Raw genomic sequence first — 18,222 nt, 5'->3', positions numbered from 1 at the left:
CCGGTCAGATCGTCGCGGTATAGCTGGCGTCGATGATGCCGACGATTATCCCGGTCAGGATGCCGATTCCCGACGGGACAACGAAAGCACCGTAGTCCTTCACGAACATCGCGCGCACACTCCCGAACATCAAACCAGCGAGTGCGCAGCTTTTTCCGGGATTGCCTTTGACCCATCCCTCAAGGGTGGTCGACCCTTGCTGGAACTCCACGCCGTCCGTTCCAAATGCGTAACGGGCGACCATCATTAGCGTGACCGCGAGGATCACGGCAACGACGAAGTTCAGCGTTTCACGCACTTCGGATTTCTCCAGAAGCGCCTTCGCGCGATCCTCGAAAGCAACGAGGGCGCTCGCGGCTCGATATTCGAGCATCTCGAGCTGGTTGAATTGAGCGGTATTCATCTAGTCCTCATGTGGTAGCTAGCCAGCAGCGCGGGCCGGGGGTTGTGCTCGCGCCGCTATATGCAGCGCGAGCACGATTCAGGGGGAAAGTAGTTAAACGAACAATCGAAATTTCATTACGGATTACTTACTGTCGCGTTTCCTCCTTGGTCGAGTGGTGAATCGGTGAGCTGCGCGGACTAACGGCCCGCCAGGTGCTTCGACGCCGTCCCGACCGCGGCGCCCGCGGTGCAAAGCGTTCGATTCGCCACCTTCGCGACTCGGTGGACATGTCGGATTCGCGCTTGCAGGGATTGGTGGCGCTTGGCGATCGGCGTGGAAAGCGCTTGAACGGGCCGGGTTTCTGCGGCCGATACAGGGAGCGATAGATTCTCTTGAACGACAGGCGCCGGCGCCGCGAGGTGCTTGATCGTCGGTTCAGGGCACGAGTCGCCGGAACAGAACACGTAGCGGCCGGAGCCGGGTTCGCCGATCTGCGTGACGTCGTAGTCCGGAAGGCGGGAAGACGCAAAGCAGGCTTGCGTAAGGGTCCCGACAATCAGGCCAAGAAGAGGGACGAGGCGCATCATCGCGCGCCTCCTTCGGCGACCTTGCCGAGCGCCGACTGGGCGCGATAGCCCGCATATGCGCGCTGCACCAGCCGGACATAGCGCGCCTGGGCGGCGATGTTCGTGGAACCGGGCCCTGTGTTGTAGCAACCGACGGCGGCCCAGGTCGCGCCCTTGGCCTGGATGCAGTTGGCGAGCACCCACGCGCTGAGCTTAAGGTTCACGCACGGGTTCAGGAGGTCGCGTTGGGTGACGCCGTAGCTGACGAGTTCGGGAAGATGGACATCGTTGATTTGCGCGGCTCCCCACGCCCTGTGGCCGTCCGGCAAGCGCGGCCCAACGGCGCCGGGCACGCCACGGGATTCGACCCAGGTTATCGCCCGCAGGAGATCGGGATCGAGGTGATAGAGTGCTGCCGCCTCATTGAAGATATTGCCCTTGCAAACGTCCGCGGTCGCTGGCGGAGAAGCGAGCAGGGCGATCGTGGCAGCAACTGCCACGCAGAAGGTGCGCATCGCACACGATGAGTGGCGACGCACGGAATAAAAAACGTAGCGTATCGGGTTGCCCCGAAACGCTACGAGACCGCCTGCAGTCGAGGCACTGAGAGAAGAAAGCGACAGGCGGGATACGAGCGAAAGCTGCTCGTACCAAAAGAGCAACATGGAGCAAAAAGGGGGTCCGTCCGAAAAGATGCGTGACACCGAACCCGCAGGGCAAGACATGCCGCTGCGGAGGAGGTTTGACGCGGAACAGCGATCGAATGTCTTGCTCGCGCGTGATATTCCGGTGCGGTGGACAAGGCGTATCGCCGTCGCCTTAAAAAGGGACGCATCGAATGCGTCAATCCCGAAGGATTGACGTACAATATCTGTAGCCACGAGTGGTCTCTCTCAGCTTTCCCAGCTATTTGCTTGTGGTCAGGACATATGGGGTGTTGGCGCACCCTGTATGTCCGTCTTAATTAACTACAACTGCACAACACAGACATGAATGTTCGGAGACTTTCCGAATCTGCGGCGTGACGATATTCGAAGCGCCGCACATGTTTTTTTGTCCACTTCAAAACCCACGGCGGTCAATTGACCAAGATCGCGTATAGAACAGCTAGTCACACGTGGGCAGCGCTCAGAACTCATTACGCTTTCGCGCGAGCGGCTCAGAGGCCGGGCCGACTTCGCATCGGTAAACCTGGCGACTGCCGCTACCTGGAGCTACCAGGTTCGTACCGCTCATCCCTTTGGATTCCACTGCAGGGTGATCACGTTAACGTTCAGCTCGTGCTTCTCAAAGTACTTCATCATGCTATCCAGGCTTGCCCATGTCCTCGGTTCATTGCGGAACGTATACAACGTGTGCAAGCCCTCTTTCCAAGACAGTTCGACGACGAAGAGATAGCCCCTATCCGTGCGCAAAACCGATGCGTGCTTGATAGCGTTGTTCTTCGCGGCATCCCGAAATTCCGCCTCAGTAATCTTGCTCAACCCACCCTCCAATGTGCTCAACTGGAGGATAGTAAAGCGATAGCTACCGATTCGGATGGTTCGATTCAATTTCTACCAACATTACCTGTATTGCACTGCATTAGAACATGACTTGCATTGCAAAACAACATATTTTGCAGGGCGCAGCGGGAGACGACGATCTTGTCCTCTCACCCTGACCAGCGCCGATCGGTCGACCAGCAAATGACGTTACCAACTGTAACAGGATGTTGAAAATTTTCAACTCCTTCGTTGAACAAAAATTAGGGTCGGACAAAGCGCGTGAAGAAAAAGGAAGAACTTGCAAGTCTAGCGGCCACGTTTGTGGCAACAATCAAACACTTGCAGCAGGAGGCCGGGGTTAACGACTCGGAACTGTCGCGCGCGATCGATCTTGACCGGGGGACGCTCAGCCGCCTGTTATCGGGTGAAACTATCGATCCGAGACTGAGCACGATTTCAGCAATTGCCCGGTTTTTCGCCGTTCCGATGTCGTCCCTCTTCGGCGAAGAGAGCAGGGGGTTCGTGCCTGTCTATGAGCAGCGGAGTCTGCGCGACGCGCGAAAAGTATCCGCGGCGCCGCGCCACGGTCAGCTGTGGATCAGGGTATCGAACGCAAATTCGAGTCGATTTGCGATTGCACTCGCCCCCAAGAGCCGCACCGAACCGCTTCCGCACAATGCCATCCTTGTCATAGGAGATTATGCTTCTCTTGATTCAGGCGATTTTGCATTTGTCGAAGTAGATGAACAAACTTACACCTTCGTCAAGTTGACGGATGGCGAAAAACTCATCGGTTACGACATAGAATCAACCTCAAAGCGCCGGCCCATATTGATAAATGAGCAAGCGATCATCGGAAAAGTTGTGGAAATTATAATGGGCACTAGCTCCGAATGAAATTCACCTTATAGTCGTAATGATCGACACCATCACGCGACTTTATCCAGAGAACGATTCTGGAAAACAAGACAGAGAACGCCATTTCGTACAACATCTTTATCGTGATTTGTGCAAGCACGATCTTGAGAAGCACAGTCAACGGCACAACACCGTAAAACAATAGTGTCCCAAATAGAACGCTATCGACGACTGCTCCGACTGCATTGGCCGCAAGAAAACGAAGAATCAGGGCGCGGCCTCTTAGTGCGATCTTCAGCCTAGATACGACCAGCGAATTAGATAACTCGCCTGCGAAGTAGCCGACAGCCGACGCGCCCAGCGCCCTCATCATTTGATGGGACACTCCGAGAACGCTACCGCCCAGCCATCCCGCCTTCTCGAGCGACAGAATAATCAGAATAACCGGGATGTTCACTAAAAACGCACCCCATATCACATGGCGACTTACAACAAATCCATACGTCTCCGTTATGCAAGCCCCAAAGCAATACGTCAACGGAAAAACGACTAGCGCGGTCGGAAAGAGGACGCTGTACCCATGCAGGAACGGCAGGTTGATGGTGGTGATACTATCTCCAATTAAATTGGTAGTGACCAACATGACGCTGAAAAGTGCCGTAAGATAAATAATCCCGTAAGGGAAGTGCGGCACTCGCTCGGTGATGTTCTGGATATTGACGTCGTTAGCATTTACCGTAGCGAGCAATGCGACATCGTTGGCAGAGAATTTGCCAATCCAATCCGCCTCTAACAGTTCACCAACGGGCAGCTTCATCGAAATACCCGTATCATTCACGCGCACTCTCGCGACCGAAAATCGCTTTTCACCATCCTTCGGAAGAATCGCCTCTACCTGGCATCTCGGGATACTATTTGCCGTTACCATAATTGCGCCTGTTCAAAATCGATCCACCAAACAACCAAAAGCACCACCGGCCTACCTTGGAAAACCGAACACTTACGTCACTTGGGCAGATTCTGATACGCCATCTTCAATATGATATCTCGATATTGCGGATACTTTCCCAGCAACTCGGACTGAGTAAGAATTCTATAATCAGCATCGTCAAATCCCGGCACAACAGCGCAACTGACCAACGTGTAATCACCTGAATCGACCGACGCCCCGAAAATCCATCCTCCGCGCATAACTACAGAAAGTACCTCTCCATGTTCCACGTTCGGGCCGAGACGGACCGTCCGATATGCTCCCGTTTCATCGATGACGTGCATCATGAGCGGGTCGCCAGAGTGGTAGTACCATATTTCATCGGATATCATCTGATGGAAGTGCGACGGGCTATCATGGGTCACCATGAAATAGATTCCGCTATAATTTTTCCTTTCAGCGCCGCTCGCCGTCTTTCGATAAATGTCAGAACCAAATGCGTATCTAAAATAGCCTCCTTCCGGATGAGGCTCCAGACCAAGTTTCTCCATCCAGAATTCCCTGGATTCGCGAGGTCTGCTGCTATTTGAATTTGGCATAACGTTTCCCGCAGATATCATGAAAACTATTACAAAAATCGAAACGAAGGTTACTCGTTGAAGCACCGCCTTCGGCCCTCTACACATAAATTTATTGTTTTTCGCAAACATACGATGTGGTTTTAGTTGAAATTTCTAATACATCGCGAGACCGCAGGTGCACGGGGAAATAGTACCGCTGCTGATCCTACACGATGATATCGACATCGATTTGGAATTCTTTACCGCTTTGCAATACGGAGGTTCCCGCGCCGAACAGATGTCAACAAATCGAAAGGTATATTCGAGACTCCAACACAATTCTTTCGATTTGATTTAATTTGAACGCGCAGCGCGCCTGCGACCGAGCATCGCCCCTATAACCGTAGCGGCGAGGCGATGGAACAGCGTCCGTCGCGGGCGCGCGCCGCAACCTCAGTCCGGCTCGATCTGCATCTGTTGCGCAGCTTGTTGACGTCGCTGGCGCTGCGGCTGGGTATTCGCCTGCTCGGCCAGCTCATGTTCACGCAGCGTCTCGATGGCGCTTGACTTGTCCTGGTGGCGTGAGACGGCCGCTCGAGCGAGAATTGCGTCGGTCGTGAAAATCTGGAGATCCTCGACCGCCCGGGTGAGCCCGACATAGAAGCTCCGGTCGCCGAAGATCCTACGCACCGTCATCGCGACGTCTGACTGGCGCCGAGCATCTTCCGGATCACGCTCCATTTTGTGTGAAGGGATATGCAGCATGGCTTGCTCGCGGGTCGCGCCTTGGCCTGCGTGAACCGTCACCGCGTACGCGTGATCCCAATGACGCTGCGCGTCGAGATCCCAAGGAATTTCCTTGCCATCCGCGAGCCGCAGGACCGCCTGGTTCTCGTTGACAGAAACGACGGTCGCCTCGTGGCCATTCTTGACGAGCTCGTCGCCGCGGGTGAAGCGGATGACGTCACGCGCGGCGAGATTCCTCGTTTCCGAGAGATACACCTCCACCCGGTTGTACTTTTTCGGTTCCCATTCCATTAGAGACCCGTCGGACTTCCGCAGAACGACGATACCCTCGTCGGGTCGAGTGCCCACAACGCCCATGTATTCGCCGCGGGAGGCGAGTATTTTCTGATAGTCACGACCAAACCGGACGGTCATATCCTTGGTGTAGTACTGCGCCTCCTTCTGCTTGGCCCGGGTCAAATCGCCGTCGGACCGGAAGATGGTGTGTGCCGAGTCGTTGACATCGAGATCGCCACGCTCCTGCAGCTCCGCCCGAACCGCATTGTTGATTTCGACGCGGTCCTCGTTAAACGGGGTGATGATGATCGTCTGATTTCTTCGTGGTCCCCGGTCGACGTACTGGCGCGCCAACAGGTCGATCAGGTCTCGCGGATCCTCGTGTTCCGTCACGCGCCCAGCTCGCTCGAGAAAGTCGAAGGCGCGAGCGTTACGTGCGAGGTTCAGGTCGGTGAGGGGCTCATCCGGTGCAAGGTCGGCGGTGCCCACGGTGATCGCGACTGCCTGCTGCAACTCGGGATTCTTCTGGCGCTGGATCTGGGTCATCTGAGCGGTGGTCACGCCCTCGTCCTGCAGGATCTCAAACGGTTTGCCCGCCTCGATGGCCTGCAGCTGGAGGCGGTCGCCAAGGAGGATGACCTTCGCATCCGCTCGTTCCGCCATCTTAAATAGGCGAGCCATTTGCCGTTGGGCGAGGAACGATGACTCGTCGACGAGCCAGAGCTCGCGCTCTCGTGATAGGTCCGGCACATACTCGCGCAGGACCTTCAAATCATCCTGGCGCCGCTGCTCATGAATCTCGAACATCGTAACCGTATCGGCCTGGATACCGGAGTCGTTCTCGAGCTGCTTGGCAGCCTGCCCGGTTGCGGCCATCCCTCGTACAAGCCAACCCTGCTCGTGCGCGACCTGGACTGTTCCCTTGACCATCGTGGTTTTGCCCACGCCGGCGAGCCCCTGCACCGCGACGATCCGGTCTCTGCTCGTCAGCGCATGCTCGATCGCGCCTCGCTGGCCGGGGGTGTAGTCGAAGGTGGAATCGTTCCGCTCCGCACGCGCGGTGGCGATGGCCTGTTCGATTCTGGACCGGACTAATTCGGCAGGCGCGATCGCCGGCGTCGCATCTCGCTGCGCGAGCGCGTTCTCGACCGTCCAGCGCTCCGTGTTGAGCATCTTCTCGGTGGTAATGTTGCCGTCCGGAAGGTCGACGATCTTGCCTTGATGGACCAGCTTTTTGTAGGCATCGAGAATCTGATTCGGAGACGTTCGGCCGACCGCATGTTCGAGCGCGGTCTGGACGAGGTCATATTGGTTCAGCACGATTTCGCGCTCACCGAGGTGAGACGCAGCGAACCGTAGGGCTTCAATACCGGACAACTTGACGACCCGTGCATCCGTTCCCGCTTCCCGCGCCTCCCGTGCCTTCTGCTGGATGACGCTGTAGTCGAGGTCGACTGCTTGTGCGCGCTCACGCCATTGAACCGACAAGGCCTCATGGTCGACGCCGACCTTGCGTTCGCGGGTCGCGAGCACGGCACGCTCCTTCTCGGCGGCCGTGGCGTTTGCAGGATCGATTCCGTTGGCCCGCAGCCATCGATCGCGCGCTGCCGAGCGCTGGCTGAAGTGTTCAATTTGCTCCCGCGTGACGCCGACCAGTTCGAAATTCCCGTTCTCGTCGGGTGCCGTGATGGCATAGCCGCGCTTCTGCAACCCGCGCGCGAGCGAGGACGTGTAGATTGCCCCGATCACCTTCTGCTGCACGTACAACTCGTCATTGGTGAGCGATCGCCATTCGCCATCGGCGCGTTGGGTCGCGTTCATGACCAGGGCGTGGGTATGCGTATCGGGGTCGAGATCTCGGCTCGTGTTGTGTCGAAAGAGGGCGGCTACTACATTGCCGGTCGGCTCGACCAGCGTCTCGCCATCGACCGTTTTGCGGGCCTGCGCCACATACGCCTCGACGTACTCGAGCGCCTCCTTGACGGCTTCCTCGTGGGCGAGACGGACCTCGCGATCTTCGAAAACTTCGGCAGCGATACTGACGCTTTTCGGTGCCGAAAACGTCAAATCGATGCCGGGCCGATGCACGACCTCGGGCTCGCCATTCTCGTCCAAGACGACGCGACCGAGTTGCTGATCGCCGACCTGCCCAGACAGCAGTTTGAAAAACACGTTCCGATCGACTTGCCCGTTCAGACCGAGGGTGGCCGCCCCCTTGCCGAACCAGGCGGAATGTTCGAGTCCCTGATCGGTGGTGTAGTAGTTGTCTTTCGAAAAATAGTGGAGCGCTTGGCTGGCGCTGCCGACATTGTGCATGCTCATCATGGCGTGTCACCCCAACAGGTCACCGAGGCCGGCGCGGCCGGTGGGCCGTTCGCCGGCGCCTGGCTCGCGGGAAGCCGACGTATCGTGAACCTCGCCGGTGTCACCGTCGACGATTTCGCCGGTCGACAGCGAGATCACGTTGGACGGCTGTACTACGGAACGAGGAGTGTTCGGCGCGGAGGCACCGACAGCCGGGCCGGCCGCAGCGGCGTTGGTCGCCGAATCCTCGGCGGCCGTGGTCGGTGCGCCGGAAGGATTGGGTGACGGGGAGTGGGACAGGGACGGGTCGCTGCCGGATCTCTCCGGCGCAGCCGGACGGTCAGCTACAGCGCCTGCCGGAAGCCAGAGATCGTACGTTTGGCGCGGGATGAAGGGCGTCACCGTTTGGGGATGGGGGACGTATTCGTACTTGACCCGAGCAACCGGATAGTCGCTCGGTGTGACCAGATAGCCCTGCATGTCGGGCAGGTGCAGGATTTCGGATGAGAGGACGAGATCGCGGAGATTGCGTCGCGCAAAAACGCTCATGCCGTCGCGCCGCTCGTCGATGCCGAGATTCAGGCTTTCTTCCTTTTCGTCGAGGTCGGCCTGACCGATCGCGTTGGCCAATGCCTTGGCCGCGTCACCATCGGTCACGCGCAACAGGAGCTTGGTCTGGCATCCGGAGATGATCGTGCGCGCCAAGTGCTCGCCGTAGATCTGGAAGAGTTGGGAAAAGTCCTGGATGCCGAGCACGAAGCAACCGCCGTACTTCCGAATGTTGGTAACGGCGAGCTTCATGATCTCGAGCTTTTGCAGAGTGGGGAGCTCGTCATAGAAGTACCAGAGACGTTCGCGATGAATCGGCTTGAGTGTCAGCAGCGAGCGGATGGCGATATCACACCAGAGGCTGATCAGCGGAAGCAGGGCGGTTTTCTGCTCCTCGTTGACGGAAATGAACAGCCAGGAATCGTCGTCTTCATCCTCATTCTGGATCCATTCTCGGATCGAAAATGGCTCGCCTTCGTCGTGCAGGTAACGAAAGCAATCGAGCTGGTTCTGCACGGTCATCTTAAGGCTCATGCCCGTACGCTCAGTGACTGGATCGACGTAGGTCGCCGCGGACTCGTTCGCTAGGATCGCGTGCAATTCCTCGAGATTGCTATGGGCGATGGCCTTGTACAGCGCTGCGTTGGTTCGTTTGTTGTCGCCGCCAAGCGCACGAATCGCTCCCTTGAAAACCATGCGCCCCGCAATCGCGAAGAATGGGTCGGCGACATTCGGCGGAATCGGAATGAGCCCCTCAGCCAGCCCGTCGTAATGGATCTCGCTTTGGATTTCGCGCCAGGCATTCCAGTTCGGGCTACGCGCGTCGAGGGGATTCAGGATGACGTCCTTCCCTTCGCGATAATACGCAGCGGTGAATTCACCTGATGGGTCATAGACGATCGCCCGTTTTTTGCGGGCGCGCACCTGATCCATCAGCGCAAAAAACTGCTGGGACTTGCCACTGCCTTGGGCACCAGAAAAGAGTGTGCCGAGCACTTCGGCCTTCTTCCGCATCGGCACGCCGGCGATGCGATAGGGGCTCGCGTCGTCTCGAGCCTCCAGTTCCTTGATGAGCTCCTTTGCTTTGACGAGCTTGGCACCGCGCACCTGCTTGTCGGTAAGTTTTCCGCGGCCGTACTCCATCCAAAACAGGACGGAAAGGAACGTGACGGCAATCGCCGTTAGAACAGCGTACACGGCAGCATTGCGCGCATAGACGAAGAACTCGTCGGCCGCATCCTCGGTAAACGACCGCGCCGCAGCGGGCGGCAGTGCCGTGTCGTCGTTGCCGAGATGGAACGAGACGTTCGGATTCGCCATCGGAACGACGGTGAGGATTTCCGCCTCAAGGTGCTTGATCGTCAAATAGCGAGTTTCGGCCGACGTGACGAAGTACACGTATGCACCGCCGGCCAGCGCACCGACGAGAATTGCCGCGACGACAACCGCCACGATCGCACTGGTGAGAAGCTTTGCCTGTTGCCACCAGAGGGCAGTTCCTCGTGAAAAGGTGGCGAGTCCGCTGGGTGAGCGTTGATCAGCCATTGCTCTCTCCCAGCAGTTTCTTGGTAGCGGCTTCGGCGCGATCCTGTGCCTGGTGGAAGAACTGGATGTTTCTGTCGCTGATGATGCTGGTCAGGACTTCGCGGCTGAAGAACACGGCTTGAACCAGTTCGGACGGTAGCGTCTGGACGGATTTGCCGGGGCTGCCATCGGACGGCGTGTGCCCACTCAGTTGCTGAATGAGGGCCTTGAGACGCTGGTCGATGAGCGAGACATTTTCGGTGACGACGCCGAGCGCAAGCTGCTTGCGAATGTAGTCGGACAGCGACACACCGTTCTCCTGGGCCTTGCGCCGATAGAAGCGTTCCGACTCGGGATCGAGTTTGAAGGAGATGGGTTTGGACGCACCTTTCCCCGGCGTTTTGAGACGCGGCATGAAGACCTCGTAGCGAGAGATCCTTACCTTTTTGTGGCCGTGGTTATGTGCGGATTGCGCTGCCGATACGCGCTTCTGTCGTGTGAAGATGTTAGCACATGGTCACGCTGTTTCGTCATACGGCTATGTGTTTTTCTGGGAAGGGCGACAATCTTGTCGTTTCGCATTGTTTTCTCCATCAACATCCCCCTCGCGTCTTTAAAGCACTGATTTAATTATCGTTTGCTGTATATCTGGATCTTCATCGAATTTAGGTGTACTACCGTGACGCCAATGGTGTAATACGCATATAGCCGTTGTCACGCGCGCTTTCGATCTTAGGTCGAACGGTATTAAAAGGGTTTTACGGGCGTCATACCGGCATACGCTATATCCAGCTTTGAGTCTTGGCTCTACCTTATCGATATCGCGATTTTAGGCGTCGTACCGCTTAAAGGCTTGCGCAGCAAGGCTTTAAGCACCCGCAACGGAGTTGCGTGGTGTGTGACCGTCCGGTCGGGGGGTGGGGCTTGCCCCACGGGTCGCCCCTCGGACGGACGGACGGTATCTGGATGGTGATACCCGGACGGGTCCGGGTATCACCGGTTTTTCAGCAGGCGTGGCGATCGGCATCGCAGCCAGCAAGAGCGAGGATTTCGTTCCGTTGAGGCGTTCGCCTGGGTGGAGCACCGCGAAAATTTTGCAGAAAAGTGAAGGTTGAGTCACCGACACGAAAGAGAGAAAAACGAGGCGAGCGTCGATCCGTTCCGCACAGGGAAAAAACGGAATAGGGAGGTCGAACGGAGGCAGGGAGCGGACAGGGGGAAATTCGGAGCGACGAGGGTGGTTATGCCACGCAGGTTTTCCACATATCCACGGGTCCGAACCGACGCAGCGATGCGCCTACATCGCAAGAGCGTTGGCCGCGCGCCGTTTTCCACAACGGTGTTGGTTGTGGGAAACGGGAGAAGCGCGGGGACCGGTGGGTATGTGGAAAACCTGCCGGCGTGCGCGGATTACGGTCGTGGATAGATGGGGTGTCGAGCAACAGCCAGAGAGAAAACGCTGTGAGCACGATCGGTTTGGCGGTATTCGGCGGGCGCGACTTGGCGGCCGCCGATCACGGTCTGCGCAATTCAGGATTGCGCACTGAATGGGTGGTCCGCGCGGGGCGACGGCTGCGCAACGGCGCGGGCGACGCCCGCGCGGCGACTAGTGCGAAAAGCGCGGGGCGGGCGCTCGCGCGCTGGCTTGGTCGGGTCGACGGCCGCGACGGTGGCGGCCGCCGCGCTCGAGCTACGCAATGCGTGCATTGCGTCTGGGTGGATGGTCCGCGCCGGGCGGCGGCTGCGGAATGGCGCGGGCGCCGCCCGGCGCGGCGACAGCATGAAAGTCGCGGGGCCGGGGGCTCGGCGAGCGGGTTGGTCGGGCCGGCGGTCGCGACGGTGGCGACCGCCGTGCTCGAGCTGCGCAATGCGAGCATTGCGCTCTGGCTAGGTGGTCCGCGCGGGGCGGTGGCCGCGGAATGGCGCGGGTGACGCCCCGCGCGGCGACAGCAGGAAAAATGCGGGGGCGCCGGATCAGCGCTCGGAGCGGTTGCGTCGGCGGCCGCGACGGTGCCGGCCGCTGCGCGCGAGTTGCGCAGCGGGCAATTGCGCCGCGACGGATGACGCGCGGGGCAGCGGTGCGACAGCGGGGTATCAGGCCTCAGTGCTTTACGTTGCGCGGCCGAATTCCGTTACACTTCGCGGCAAGGGGGAGGGACAAGATGGAGTGATAGAGGCCATGACAGCAGATGCAGGGAAGACAGCGCGCAAGCCGCGATCGATCGAAGACGAGATCGCGAGGGCGGCGGCGAAGCTGAAAAAGCTGCAGGACCAACAGCGCGAGATGATCCGCAGGGATCGCGAGCGGAATCATAAGGCGGTGCTCGAGCTGCTGCGCGCGGAAGGGCTGGACGAGATCCCGGCGGAACAGTGGAAAGAGCGGCTTGATGCGGTAAAAGTCGCACTCGCGAAACCGTGCGAGACCCCGGTGCCGGCGAAACCCGCCCAGGGCGTGCCGGCCGCCGCTGTCGCCGACGGCGCGTCGGTGTGATCGTTGGGGCAATCCGGCGACGCACGAAGTGTGCGCGGAGCGGGATTGCCCCGATTCGTTTGCGCAGCGCGCAAACTGGCTAACGCATTGGTCGCGGGCTGGCGGGTGGTCGCGGCGTAGCGGCGAGCGCCCGCCAGCCCGCGACGCCGCGAAAATCCCGGCTCAGGCGTGCTCGTGTACGGGCGTCGTCACGGTCAACGTGAGGCCGAGCGCGCGCACAACACGCAGGATCGTCGCGAATTCCGGGTTGCCGTGCTCGTCCAGCGCTTTGTAGAGGCTTTCGCGGCCGACGCCCGCGTCGCGCGCAATCTGCGTCATGCCACGCGCACGCGCCACGGTGCCGATGGCTTCCTGAATGTCGGCGGAATCGCCGGTCTCGAACGAAATCCGCAGATATTCGGCCTGCGCCTCGGGCGTGTCGAGGTATTCGGCCGCATCGAACGGCGTTGTCTTGATACCCATGTCAATCTCCCAATTGCGCCGAAAGCGCGATAGCACGCTCAATGTCGCGCTGCTGCGTTGACTTGTCGCCACCGCATAGCAGGACGACGAGCGTTGAGCCTCGTTGGACAAAGTAGACGCGATAGCCGGGGCCGACGTGCACGCGCATTTCGCTCACTCCGGCACCCACCGGCTTCATGTCCCCATATTGGCCGCGCGCGAGCCGTTGAATCCGCTTGGCGATCTGCGCGCGCGCGATGTGATCGCGTAGGCCGCGCAACCATTTCGCGAAGTCGTCTGTCTGCTCGATTCTCATATCCTATATAGTATCCCATAGGATACACGATTTCAAGATGCATTCTGGGTGCCGGCTGAACGCCCCGGCGACGCGAAATGCGCCCGTCGAAGGGGGTACGGTTTTCACGCGACGCGCTCGACTTCTACAAGCTGCGACCCAAAAGGCGCTTCCGCACGGCTCCAAGCCTCTTCGAAGCTGCTTGCGTCGATGATCTCGACGTCGAATCCAGTCTCTGTCTTGTAGGTGATCGCCCACTGTGCCTGCATGTCATTCTCCTTCGCGAACTCCGGCTAAATCGAATGCGGGTCGCGTCGATGACGCGTTATTTCGAAAACGCGCCGTCGAACGCGGCGCGTTGCGTGTCCGACAAGTGCGCCGCGTCGATCTGCGTCGCGCGGTTCACGATCATCAGCGCGTAGGGTTCGGCAAGAATCCGCGCTTCGCGGCACAGGATTGGATCACCGTCTACGCTCGGTTGGCGTGCGCGCCAAATGTTGATCGCGCGCTCGATCTGCTCGATATGCAAAACTGTTGTGCTGTTCATCGTTTTCGCTCCGTGGAGTGCGCCGTGTACACGGCGCACGCAGGTTAGTCGATACATTCGTCGAAGTGCCAGCGCGACTCCATTTCCTTGGCGGCACCGATCGCCTCCTGAAGCGTCTCGCGTGGATGGCCGGTGTTCGGCTCGCAATCGCCGCCACGATGAGACACTTCGAGGGCGGGGACATAGCCGTGCCGGGTCAGGCTCACGCTCGGGCGCGTTTCGTTCAATCCGTCCATGTCGCTGAACCATTCTCCAAACCAGACGACCCGACCGCATTCCTCGGCTTCGAAGCCGTCATCCCAATACGGAAGAAGAGTGGGCTCGTCCGCCAGCATCAGCGACATGTCGGACCCTTCGCGGCACGCGCGCACACCGCTCTCTCGGGCGCAGATAACGGCGTCAATCAAGTGCTGCTCCGCGTTCCACTGGTTTCCGGCAATCGCGGCGATGCCGTGCAGCGCAAGCTGTATGCGCGCTTCGAGGGCAAAATCGAAACTGTCGATGGGAGGGCGATCATTTTTCACAGCTCGCTCCGATCGGCGCGCCAGCTTCTGCGCGCCGGCAAGTGGGTCAATGGAAGATGCCGAGCGCTTCACGAACGACGCGTTGAGCGCTCGCGGCGCCGTAGCGCTCGCCGCGCGCGTACGCCTTTTCGTAGATCATGATCGCGACATTGATTTGCCACGCAGTCCAGTCGATCGTGGGCAGCGTAAATGCCAGTTCGCCATCGTCGCCATGATGTACCCCGATGGAGGACGCAGCACGTTCGGAACACGCAATTGCGAAAAATCCTTCGGTGATACCTTCGATCATCAGTTCGTCAGTCTCGTAGCTCATCGTGAGTCTCCGGGTTATTGCCAAACCGGCGACCACGCGCCGGACGAAAGGCGAAACAGGGTGATGCGCTGAGCGCAACCGTCGGTCCTCGTTTCGAGCCGCACAGCGCGCGCGTCGTCATCAGGGCGGGTCCAGCGGTACAAAACGCGAATGGGGGCATCGACCGGGCAGCCGAGCCAGTGCGCGGCGGTCGCGCGCAGGCGATTTTTCGTGTGTCGAATGCCTGCCTGGCGGTGAGCCTCGGGGGGTGCGGGGGGAACGCCCGCGCGTGTGTGCGTGATTCGGTCGGGGGTGGTTGTGCTCACGATTTCGTCCTTTTGTGTCGGGTTGTGGATCTGCCATTGGGAGCCGCCTCGACGCGGGTTTAGCGCGGGCGGGCACGGGTGCAAGGGCGCGCCCGGAGGCCGCATGCGGAGCGCAGGCGTAGCCGAGCACCGAACGGGTGAGGACGTGGGCGGAGCGAAGCGCAGGCTTTACCCTTGCGCCCGTGCCCGCCCGCGCTATGCGTCGAAAAGGGGCGGCTCCCAATGGCAGATCCACGCGCTTAACCCGGCGCAAAAGGATGGAGCGCAACCACGCGGTTTCCCCGACCGGATCGCGCACACGGCGCGGGGCAGCCGGCCCCGCGCCCCCTCGGCCGGCGTAGCCGGCCGCTAGACCTGCTGTCCGCCCGCGCGTAGCGGGCGCGTACTCCACGAGCAAGCGAAGCGCGCAGCGCCGGCACGGCGCGCAGACGTCAGGGATTGAAGCCCGTCAGGGGCGAGACACGCGCAGCGGGGCTCGACGCGCAGCGCGAAAGCCCGGCCCGGAGCGAAGCGGAGGGAGACGCCCCAGCAGCGAGTCAGGAAAGTGCCGCCAGCGCATGCGCCACAGCGACGGGCGCGCATGCGCAGCATCGGAAAGGTGATCCTTTACGGGAGCGGCAGAGAATCGAAAAGTGAGAACTTTCGGGAGTAGATCATCATGCTGCGGACGGCCCGCCGAAGGACACTGACCGGCACACTGCGCCAGCGGGCGTAACGCACCCGCTGGCGTCGATCCGGTCAATCTCGCGGCGGCATGCCTTTGCCTTCCGCTACAGCGGCATCGTCGCGCACGTCGTCGGCCGACACGGCCAGAGCACGGGCGTCGGGCTCCGCTTCCTCAGCGCTCGCCTCGGCATCCGACGCCTTCGCCGGAACGTCCCACAGCTTCACCCGCACGACTTCGGCCTTCGCGAAATGCTCAGGCAACCAGCCGCGCCCCCCGATCAGCCGTTCGGCCTCTGTCGCCGCGTCCCCCTTCTTGAGCTTCGCCACGCGCATCGCATCGGAAGGCGACACGGCCGCGCTCACGACGTCCACGATCCGATCCTTCGAAACATGGTCGAAATATCCCGCCTTCGTCGGTTGCCACGCATCCGCGAGATTCAGCCCGAGCGCCGGGATCAGCGCGTTGATCGCGTGCGGCCGCTCGTCCGGGCGCACGCTGTCCACGCTCGCCGCGACGTACTGCGCGAGGATCAGCTGCAGGCGCTCGTCGGTCTGCTCGATCAGCCAGCGCAGCAGCGCGTCGCTGTCGTGGGGGATTACGCCTCCCCAAACCCGGCGTTGCTCTCGGCGCATGGTGAACGCAAGGTCGTCGTCCAGTTCCGGCGCATGCTTCGTCAGGGTGTGGGAGTGGTCGCGGAACGTCACGTCCAGCGCGCTGCCTTCGGTACTGTGGCCGTACTCGCCCGCCAGCAGCCGGTGCACGAGCGCGGCGAGCGCGACGTGCGGCTGCTGCGCGAGGGCGGCGGCAACGGCCGCCGTGCGATGCGCGTTCAGACGCAGCGCCAGCCGTTCGGAGTGCGGCCCCTTCACGGGCTTCACAGCCGACACGGCGACGCGCGCGGGCTGACCATCTGACGAGTCGTCGTCATCGTCGTCACCATTCTCGCCACTTTCGGTCGTCGCGGCTGCAACCGGCTCACGCGTAACGAGTCCGCGCTCGATCACGGGCTCGCCGTCAGCATCGAGCGAGAGAAGCGCCCCAGCCTGCGCCATGTCGTCGGGATGGTAGACGAGCAGGGACTCTTCGATTTCGTCACGACGCACGGTCAACGCTTCTTCTTCCGCCTCGACGCGCTCGGCGACTTCGTCGTCTCTCTCGTCGGCATCCCAAAATTGGGCGAGTTCGGCCAGCCGCTGATCGATCGCTGTCAGTTCTTTCTCCACCTCATCGGTGGGTTCCGTTCGACGCGGCAGCACCGGGCGGAACTGCGACCGGGTGGCATGGTCGCGTTCCGGCATGGCTTTCACCCACGCCCAGCCTTCGGCCAGCACCGACGCGCCGAGCGCTTCCAGTTGCTCGGTCGCGAGGCGCAGCATCAGCGCATGATCGCGATACCACGCATCCTCGGCTGCGGAGAACAGGTCGCGTCGCACGGCACCGCCAGCCGCTTCGAACGCCTCGACGCCTACGAATTTCGCGACGCGGTTGCTCACGAACGACTGTTCGTCGCGCACGAAGCGGCGGCGGATCGCGTGCGCGTCGCGGTTGTACGGCTCGGCGTCGAACCACGCGGCCTCTTGCTCGTCGTGACTGTCCGACAGCGCGAGCGCCTGCATTTGATCGAGCTTGATTTCACCGGTGCGGAACAGGTCGACCAGCTTCGGAGAGACGCGTGCGAGCTTGAGGCGGCGCTGCACAGTTTTCGGATGCACGCCGTACAGGTCCGCGATTTCCTCGATCGATCGACCGGATTCGACCAGAATCCGGTAAGCGTCGCATGCGTCGGCCGGGTGCATCGGCTCGCGCATTTCGTTCTCGGTTGCCGACAGCAGCACTGCGTCCTCGACCGGCACGACCCGGCAGCGCACCGGGTGGTCGGCGGGGATGTAGTCGTGTTCGAACAGGTAGATGAGCGCGAGGCGGCGGCGTTCGCCAGCGGCCGCGCCGAACGTCTGCGCCCTCCGCGCGCCGACCTTCATTGGATGGACGATCAGGTTCTGGAGCAGACCGACTTTCCAGATATTGAGGGCGAGTTCCTTGATGCCGGTGGGCGGCACGCGCCGCACGTTGTAGGGGGACGCGACGAGCCGTTTAAGCGGAATGTCGCGCAGCTCGTCTGCCGTTCGGTGAGCCTCGGGGGGTGCGGGGGGAACGCCCGCATCGTGGGCGAGGGCCGGGATCTCGGTGGTCACTGCGTTCATAAAAGCCTCCTTTACGTCGGGGTGGAAAAAGCTGCCATTCGGAGCCGCCTCGACGCATGGGGAGTGCGGACGCGCAGGCACTGCAAGGGCGCGAGCAAGGCCGCAGCGCCGCGGCCGCCAGGCCCGGCGACCGGGCGCCGCGCGCGGCAACGCGAACCCTTGCGGTGACGGCGGGCCGCACTATGCGTCGGGATGAGGCGGCCCGATGGCAGCTGATGCGCCGACGGGAGAGGCTGGAACGCGGGGACGGC

At 60.7% G+C, this 18,222-nt stretch carries 19 protein-coding genes; 3 read left to right on the top strand and 16 right to left on the bottom strand.

Annotation, left to right across the window (positions count from 1 at the left end):
* Window positions 1-4 precede the first annotated feature (4 nt).
* The 4 genes from LXE91_RS41555 to LXE91_RS41540 form a co-directional block, all read right to left on the bottom strand.
* Window positions 5-403 carry a hypothetical protein gene (locus LXE91_RS41555; protein ID WP_027811065.1) on the bottom strand — a complete coding sequence of 133 codons (399 nt, stop codon included), beginning with the start codon at window positions 401-403 and terminating at the stop codon, window positions 5-7.
* Between the two features lie 179 nt (window positions 404-582).
* Entirely contained in the window at window positions 583-972 is a 390-nt protein-coding gene (locus LXE91_RS41550; RefSeq protein WP_034192246.1) for a hypothetical protein, read from the bottom strand.
* Window positions 969-1,616, bottom strand: coding sequence for a lytic transglycosylase domain-containing protein (locus LXE91_RS41545; RefSeq protein WP_223274478.1), 648 nt, complete (start codon window positions 1,614-1,616; stop codon window positions 969-971). The genes LXE91_RS41550 and LXE91_RS41545 overlap by 4 nt, the downstream gene beginning before the upstream one ends.
* A 567-nt stretch (window positions 1,617-2,183) precedes the next feature.
* Window positions 2,184-2,435 (bottom strand): hypothetical protein, encoded by a 252-nt coding sequence (locus tag LXE91_RS41540; protein ID WP_034192245.1) that lies wholly within the window; start codon window positions 2,433-2,435, stop codon window positions 2,184-2,186.
* A 282-nt stretch (window positions 2,436-2,717) separates the two neighbouring features.
* On the opposite strand from LXE91_RS41540, the gene LXE91_RS41535 reads away from it, so the two are divergent.
* Window positions 2,718-3,335, top strand: a complete 618-nt coding sequence (locus LXE91_RS41535; protein WP_049120948.1) for a helix-turn-helix domain-containing protein — start codon at window positions 2,718-2,720, stop codon at window positions 3,333-3,335.
* On the opposite strand, the gene LXE91_RS41530 is transcribed toward LXE91_RS41535, so the two are convergent.
* The 5 genes from LXE91_RS41530 to LXE91_RS41510 all read right to left on the bottom strand — a co-directional run bounded on the left by LXE91_RS41530 (window position 3,322) and on the right by LXE91_RS41510 (window position 10,602).
* The gene (locus tag LXE91_RS41530) at window positions 3,322-4,134 is read right to left on the bottom strand and encodes a VUT family protein (RefSeq protein WP_027811061.1); all 813 of its coding nucleotides are present in this window, start codon (window positions 4,132-4,134) and stop codon (window positions 3,322-3,324) included. The genes LXE91_RS41535 and LXE91_RS41530 overlap by 14 nt on opposite strands.
* A 167-nt stretch (window positions 4,135-4,301) precedes the next feature.
* Entirely contained in the window at window positions 4,302-4,778 is a 477-nt protein-coding gene (locus LXE91_RS41525; protein ID WP_034192242.1) for a cupin domain-containing protein, read from the bottom strand.
* A gap of 462 nt (window positions 4,779-5,240) precedes the next feature.
* Window positions 5,241-8,135, bottom strand: a complete 2,895-nt coding sequence (gene mobF, locus LXE91_RS41520) for a MobF family relaxase (RefSeq protein WP_027811060.1) — start codon at window positions 8,133-8,135, stop codon at window positions 5,241-5,243.
* A gap of 6 nt (window positions 8,136-8,141) precedes the next feature.
* Window positions 8,142-10,208, bottom strand: a complete 2,067-nt coding sequence (locus LXE91_RS41515; protein ID WP_027811059.1) for a type IV secretion system DNA-binding domain-containing protein — start codon at window positions 10,206-10,208, stop codon at window positions 8,142-8,144.
* Window positions 10,201-10,602 carry a hypothetical protein gene (locus LXE91_RS41510; RefSeq protein ID WP_027811058.1) on the bottom strand — a complete coding sequence of 134 codons (402 nt, stop codon included), beginning with the start codon at window positions 10,600-10,602 and terminating at the stop codon, window positions 10,201-10,203. The genes LXE91_RS41515 and LXE91_RS41510 overlap by 8 nt, the downstream gene beginning before the upstream one ends.
* Window positions 10,603-11,618: 1,016 nt before the next feature.
* Between LXE91_RS41510 and LXE91_RS41505 the strand changes: the two genes are divergently transcribed.
* Window positions 11,619-12,119 (top strand): hypothetical protein, encoded by a 501-nt coding sequence (locus tag LXE91_RS41505; RefSeq protein ID WP_278068199.1) that lies wholly within the window; start codon window positions 11,619-11,621, stop codon window positions 12,117-12,119.
* Window positions 12,120-12,366: 247 nt separating this feature from the next.
* Window positions 12,367-12,678 carry a hypothetical protein gene (locus LXE91_RS41500; RefSeq protein WP_027811057.1) on the top strand — a complete coding sequence of 104 codons (312 nt, stop codon included), beginning with the start codon at window positions 12,367-12,369 and terminating at the stop codon, window positions 12,676-12,678.
* 162 nt (window positions 12,679-12,840) lie between these two features.
* Here LXE91_RS41500 and LXE91_RS41495 read toward each other — a convergent pair whose 3' ends face one another.
* From LXE91_RS41495 to LXE91_RS41465, 7 genes are all read right to left on the bottom strand, one after another.
* Window positions 12,841-13,140 (bottom strand): addiction module antidote protein, encoded by a 300-nt coding sequence (locus tag LXE91_RS41495; protein WP_027811056.1) that lies wholly within the window; start codon window positions 13,138-13,140, stop codon window positions 12,841-12,843.
* A 1-nt stretch (window position 13,141) separates the two neighbouring features.
* Window positions 13,142-13,435: a type II toxin-antitoxin system RelE/ParE family toxin gene (locus tag LXE91_RS41490; protein ID WP_027811055.1), complete on the bottom strand. Its 294-nt coding sequence runs from the start codon at window positions 13,433-13,435 to the stop codon at window positions 13,142-13,144.
* A gap of 104 nt (window positions 13,436-13,539) precedes the next feature.
* Window positions 13,540-13,683, bottom strand: a complete 144-nt coding sequence (locus tag LXE91_RS41485) for a hypothetical protein (RefSeq protein WP_154233621.1) — start codon at window positions 13,681-13,683, stop codon at window positions 13,540-13,542.
* A gap of 56 nt (window positions 13,684-13,739) precedes the next feature.
* Entirely contained in the window at window positions 13,740-13,961 is a 222-nt protein-coding gene (locus LXE91_RS41480) for a DUF3717 domain-containing protein (RefSeq protein WP_027811054.1), read from the bottom strand.
* A gap of 44 nt (window positions 13,962-14,005) precedes the next feature.
* A complete protein-coding gene (locus tag LXE91_RS41475; RefSeq protein WP_077186813.1) occupies window positions 14,006-14,557 on the bottom strand; it encodes a hypothetical protein in 552 nt (183 codons plus the stop codon).
* On the bottom strand, window positions 14,532-14,798 hold the full coding sequence (locus tag LXE91_RS41470; protein ID WP_027811052.1) for a hypothetical protein: 267 nt from the start codon (window positions 14,796-14,798) through the stop codon (window positions 14,532-14,534). Before LXE91_RS41470 ends, LXE91_RS41475 begins: the two co-directional genes overlap by 26 nt.
* A gap of 1,043 nt (window positions 14,799-15,841) precedes the next feature.
* A complete protein-coding gene (locus LXE91_RS41465) occupies window positions 15,842-17,971 on the bottom strand; it encodes a ParB/RepB/Spo0J family partition protein (protein ID WP_039350079.1) in 2,130 nt (709 codons plus the stop codon).
* Between the last annotated feature and the right edge of the window lie 251 nt (window positions 17,972-18,222).

This window comes from Burkholderia contaminans, from assembly GCF_029633825.1.
Classification (GTDB): Bacteria; Pseudomonadota; Gammaproteobacteria; order Burkholderiales; family Burkholderiaceae; genus Burkholderia; species Burkholderia contaminans.
Note: the sequence above shows the minus strand (reverse complement) of the source record. Positions and strands in the feature narration are given on the sequence as shown.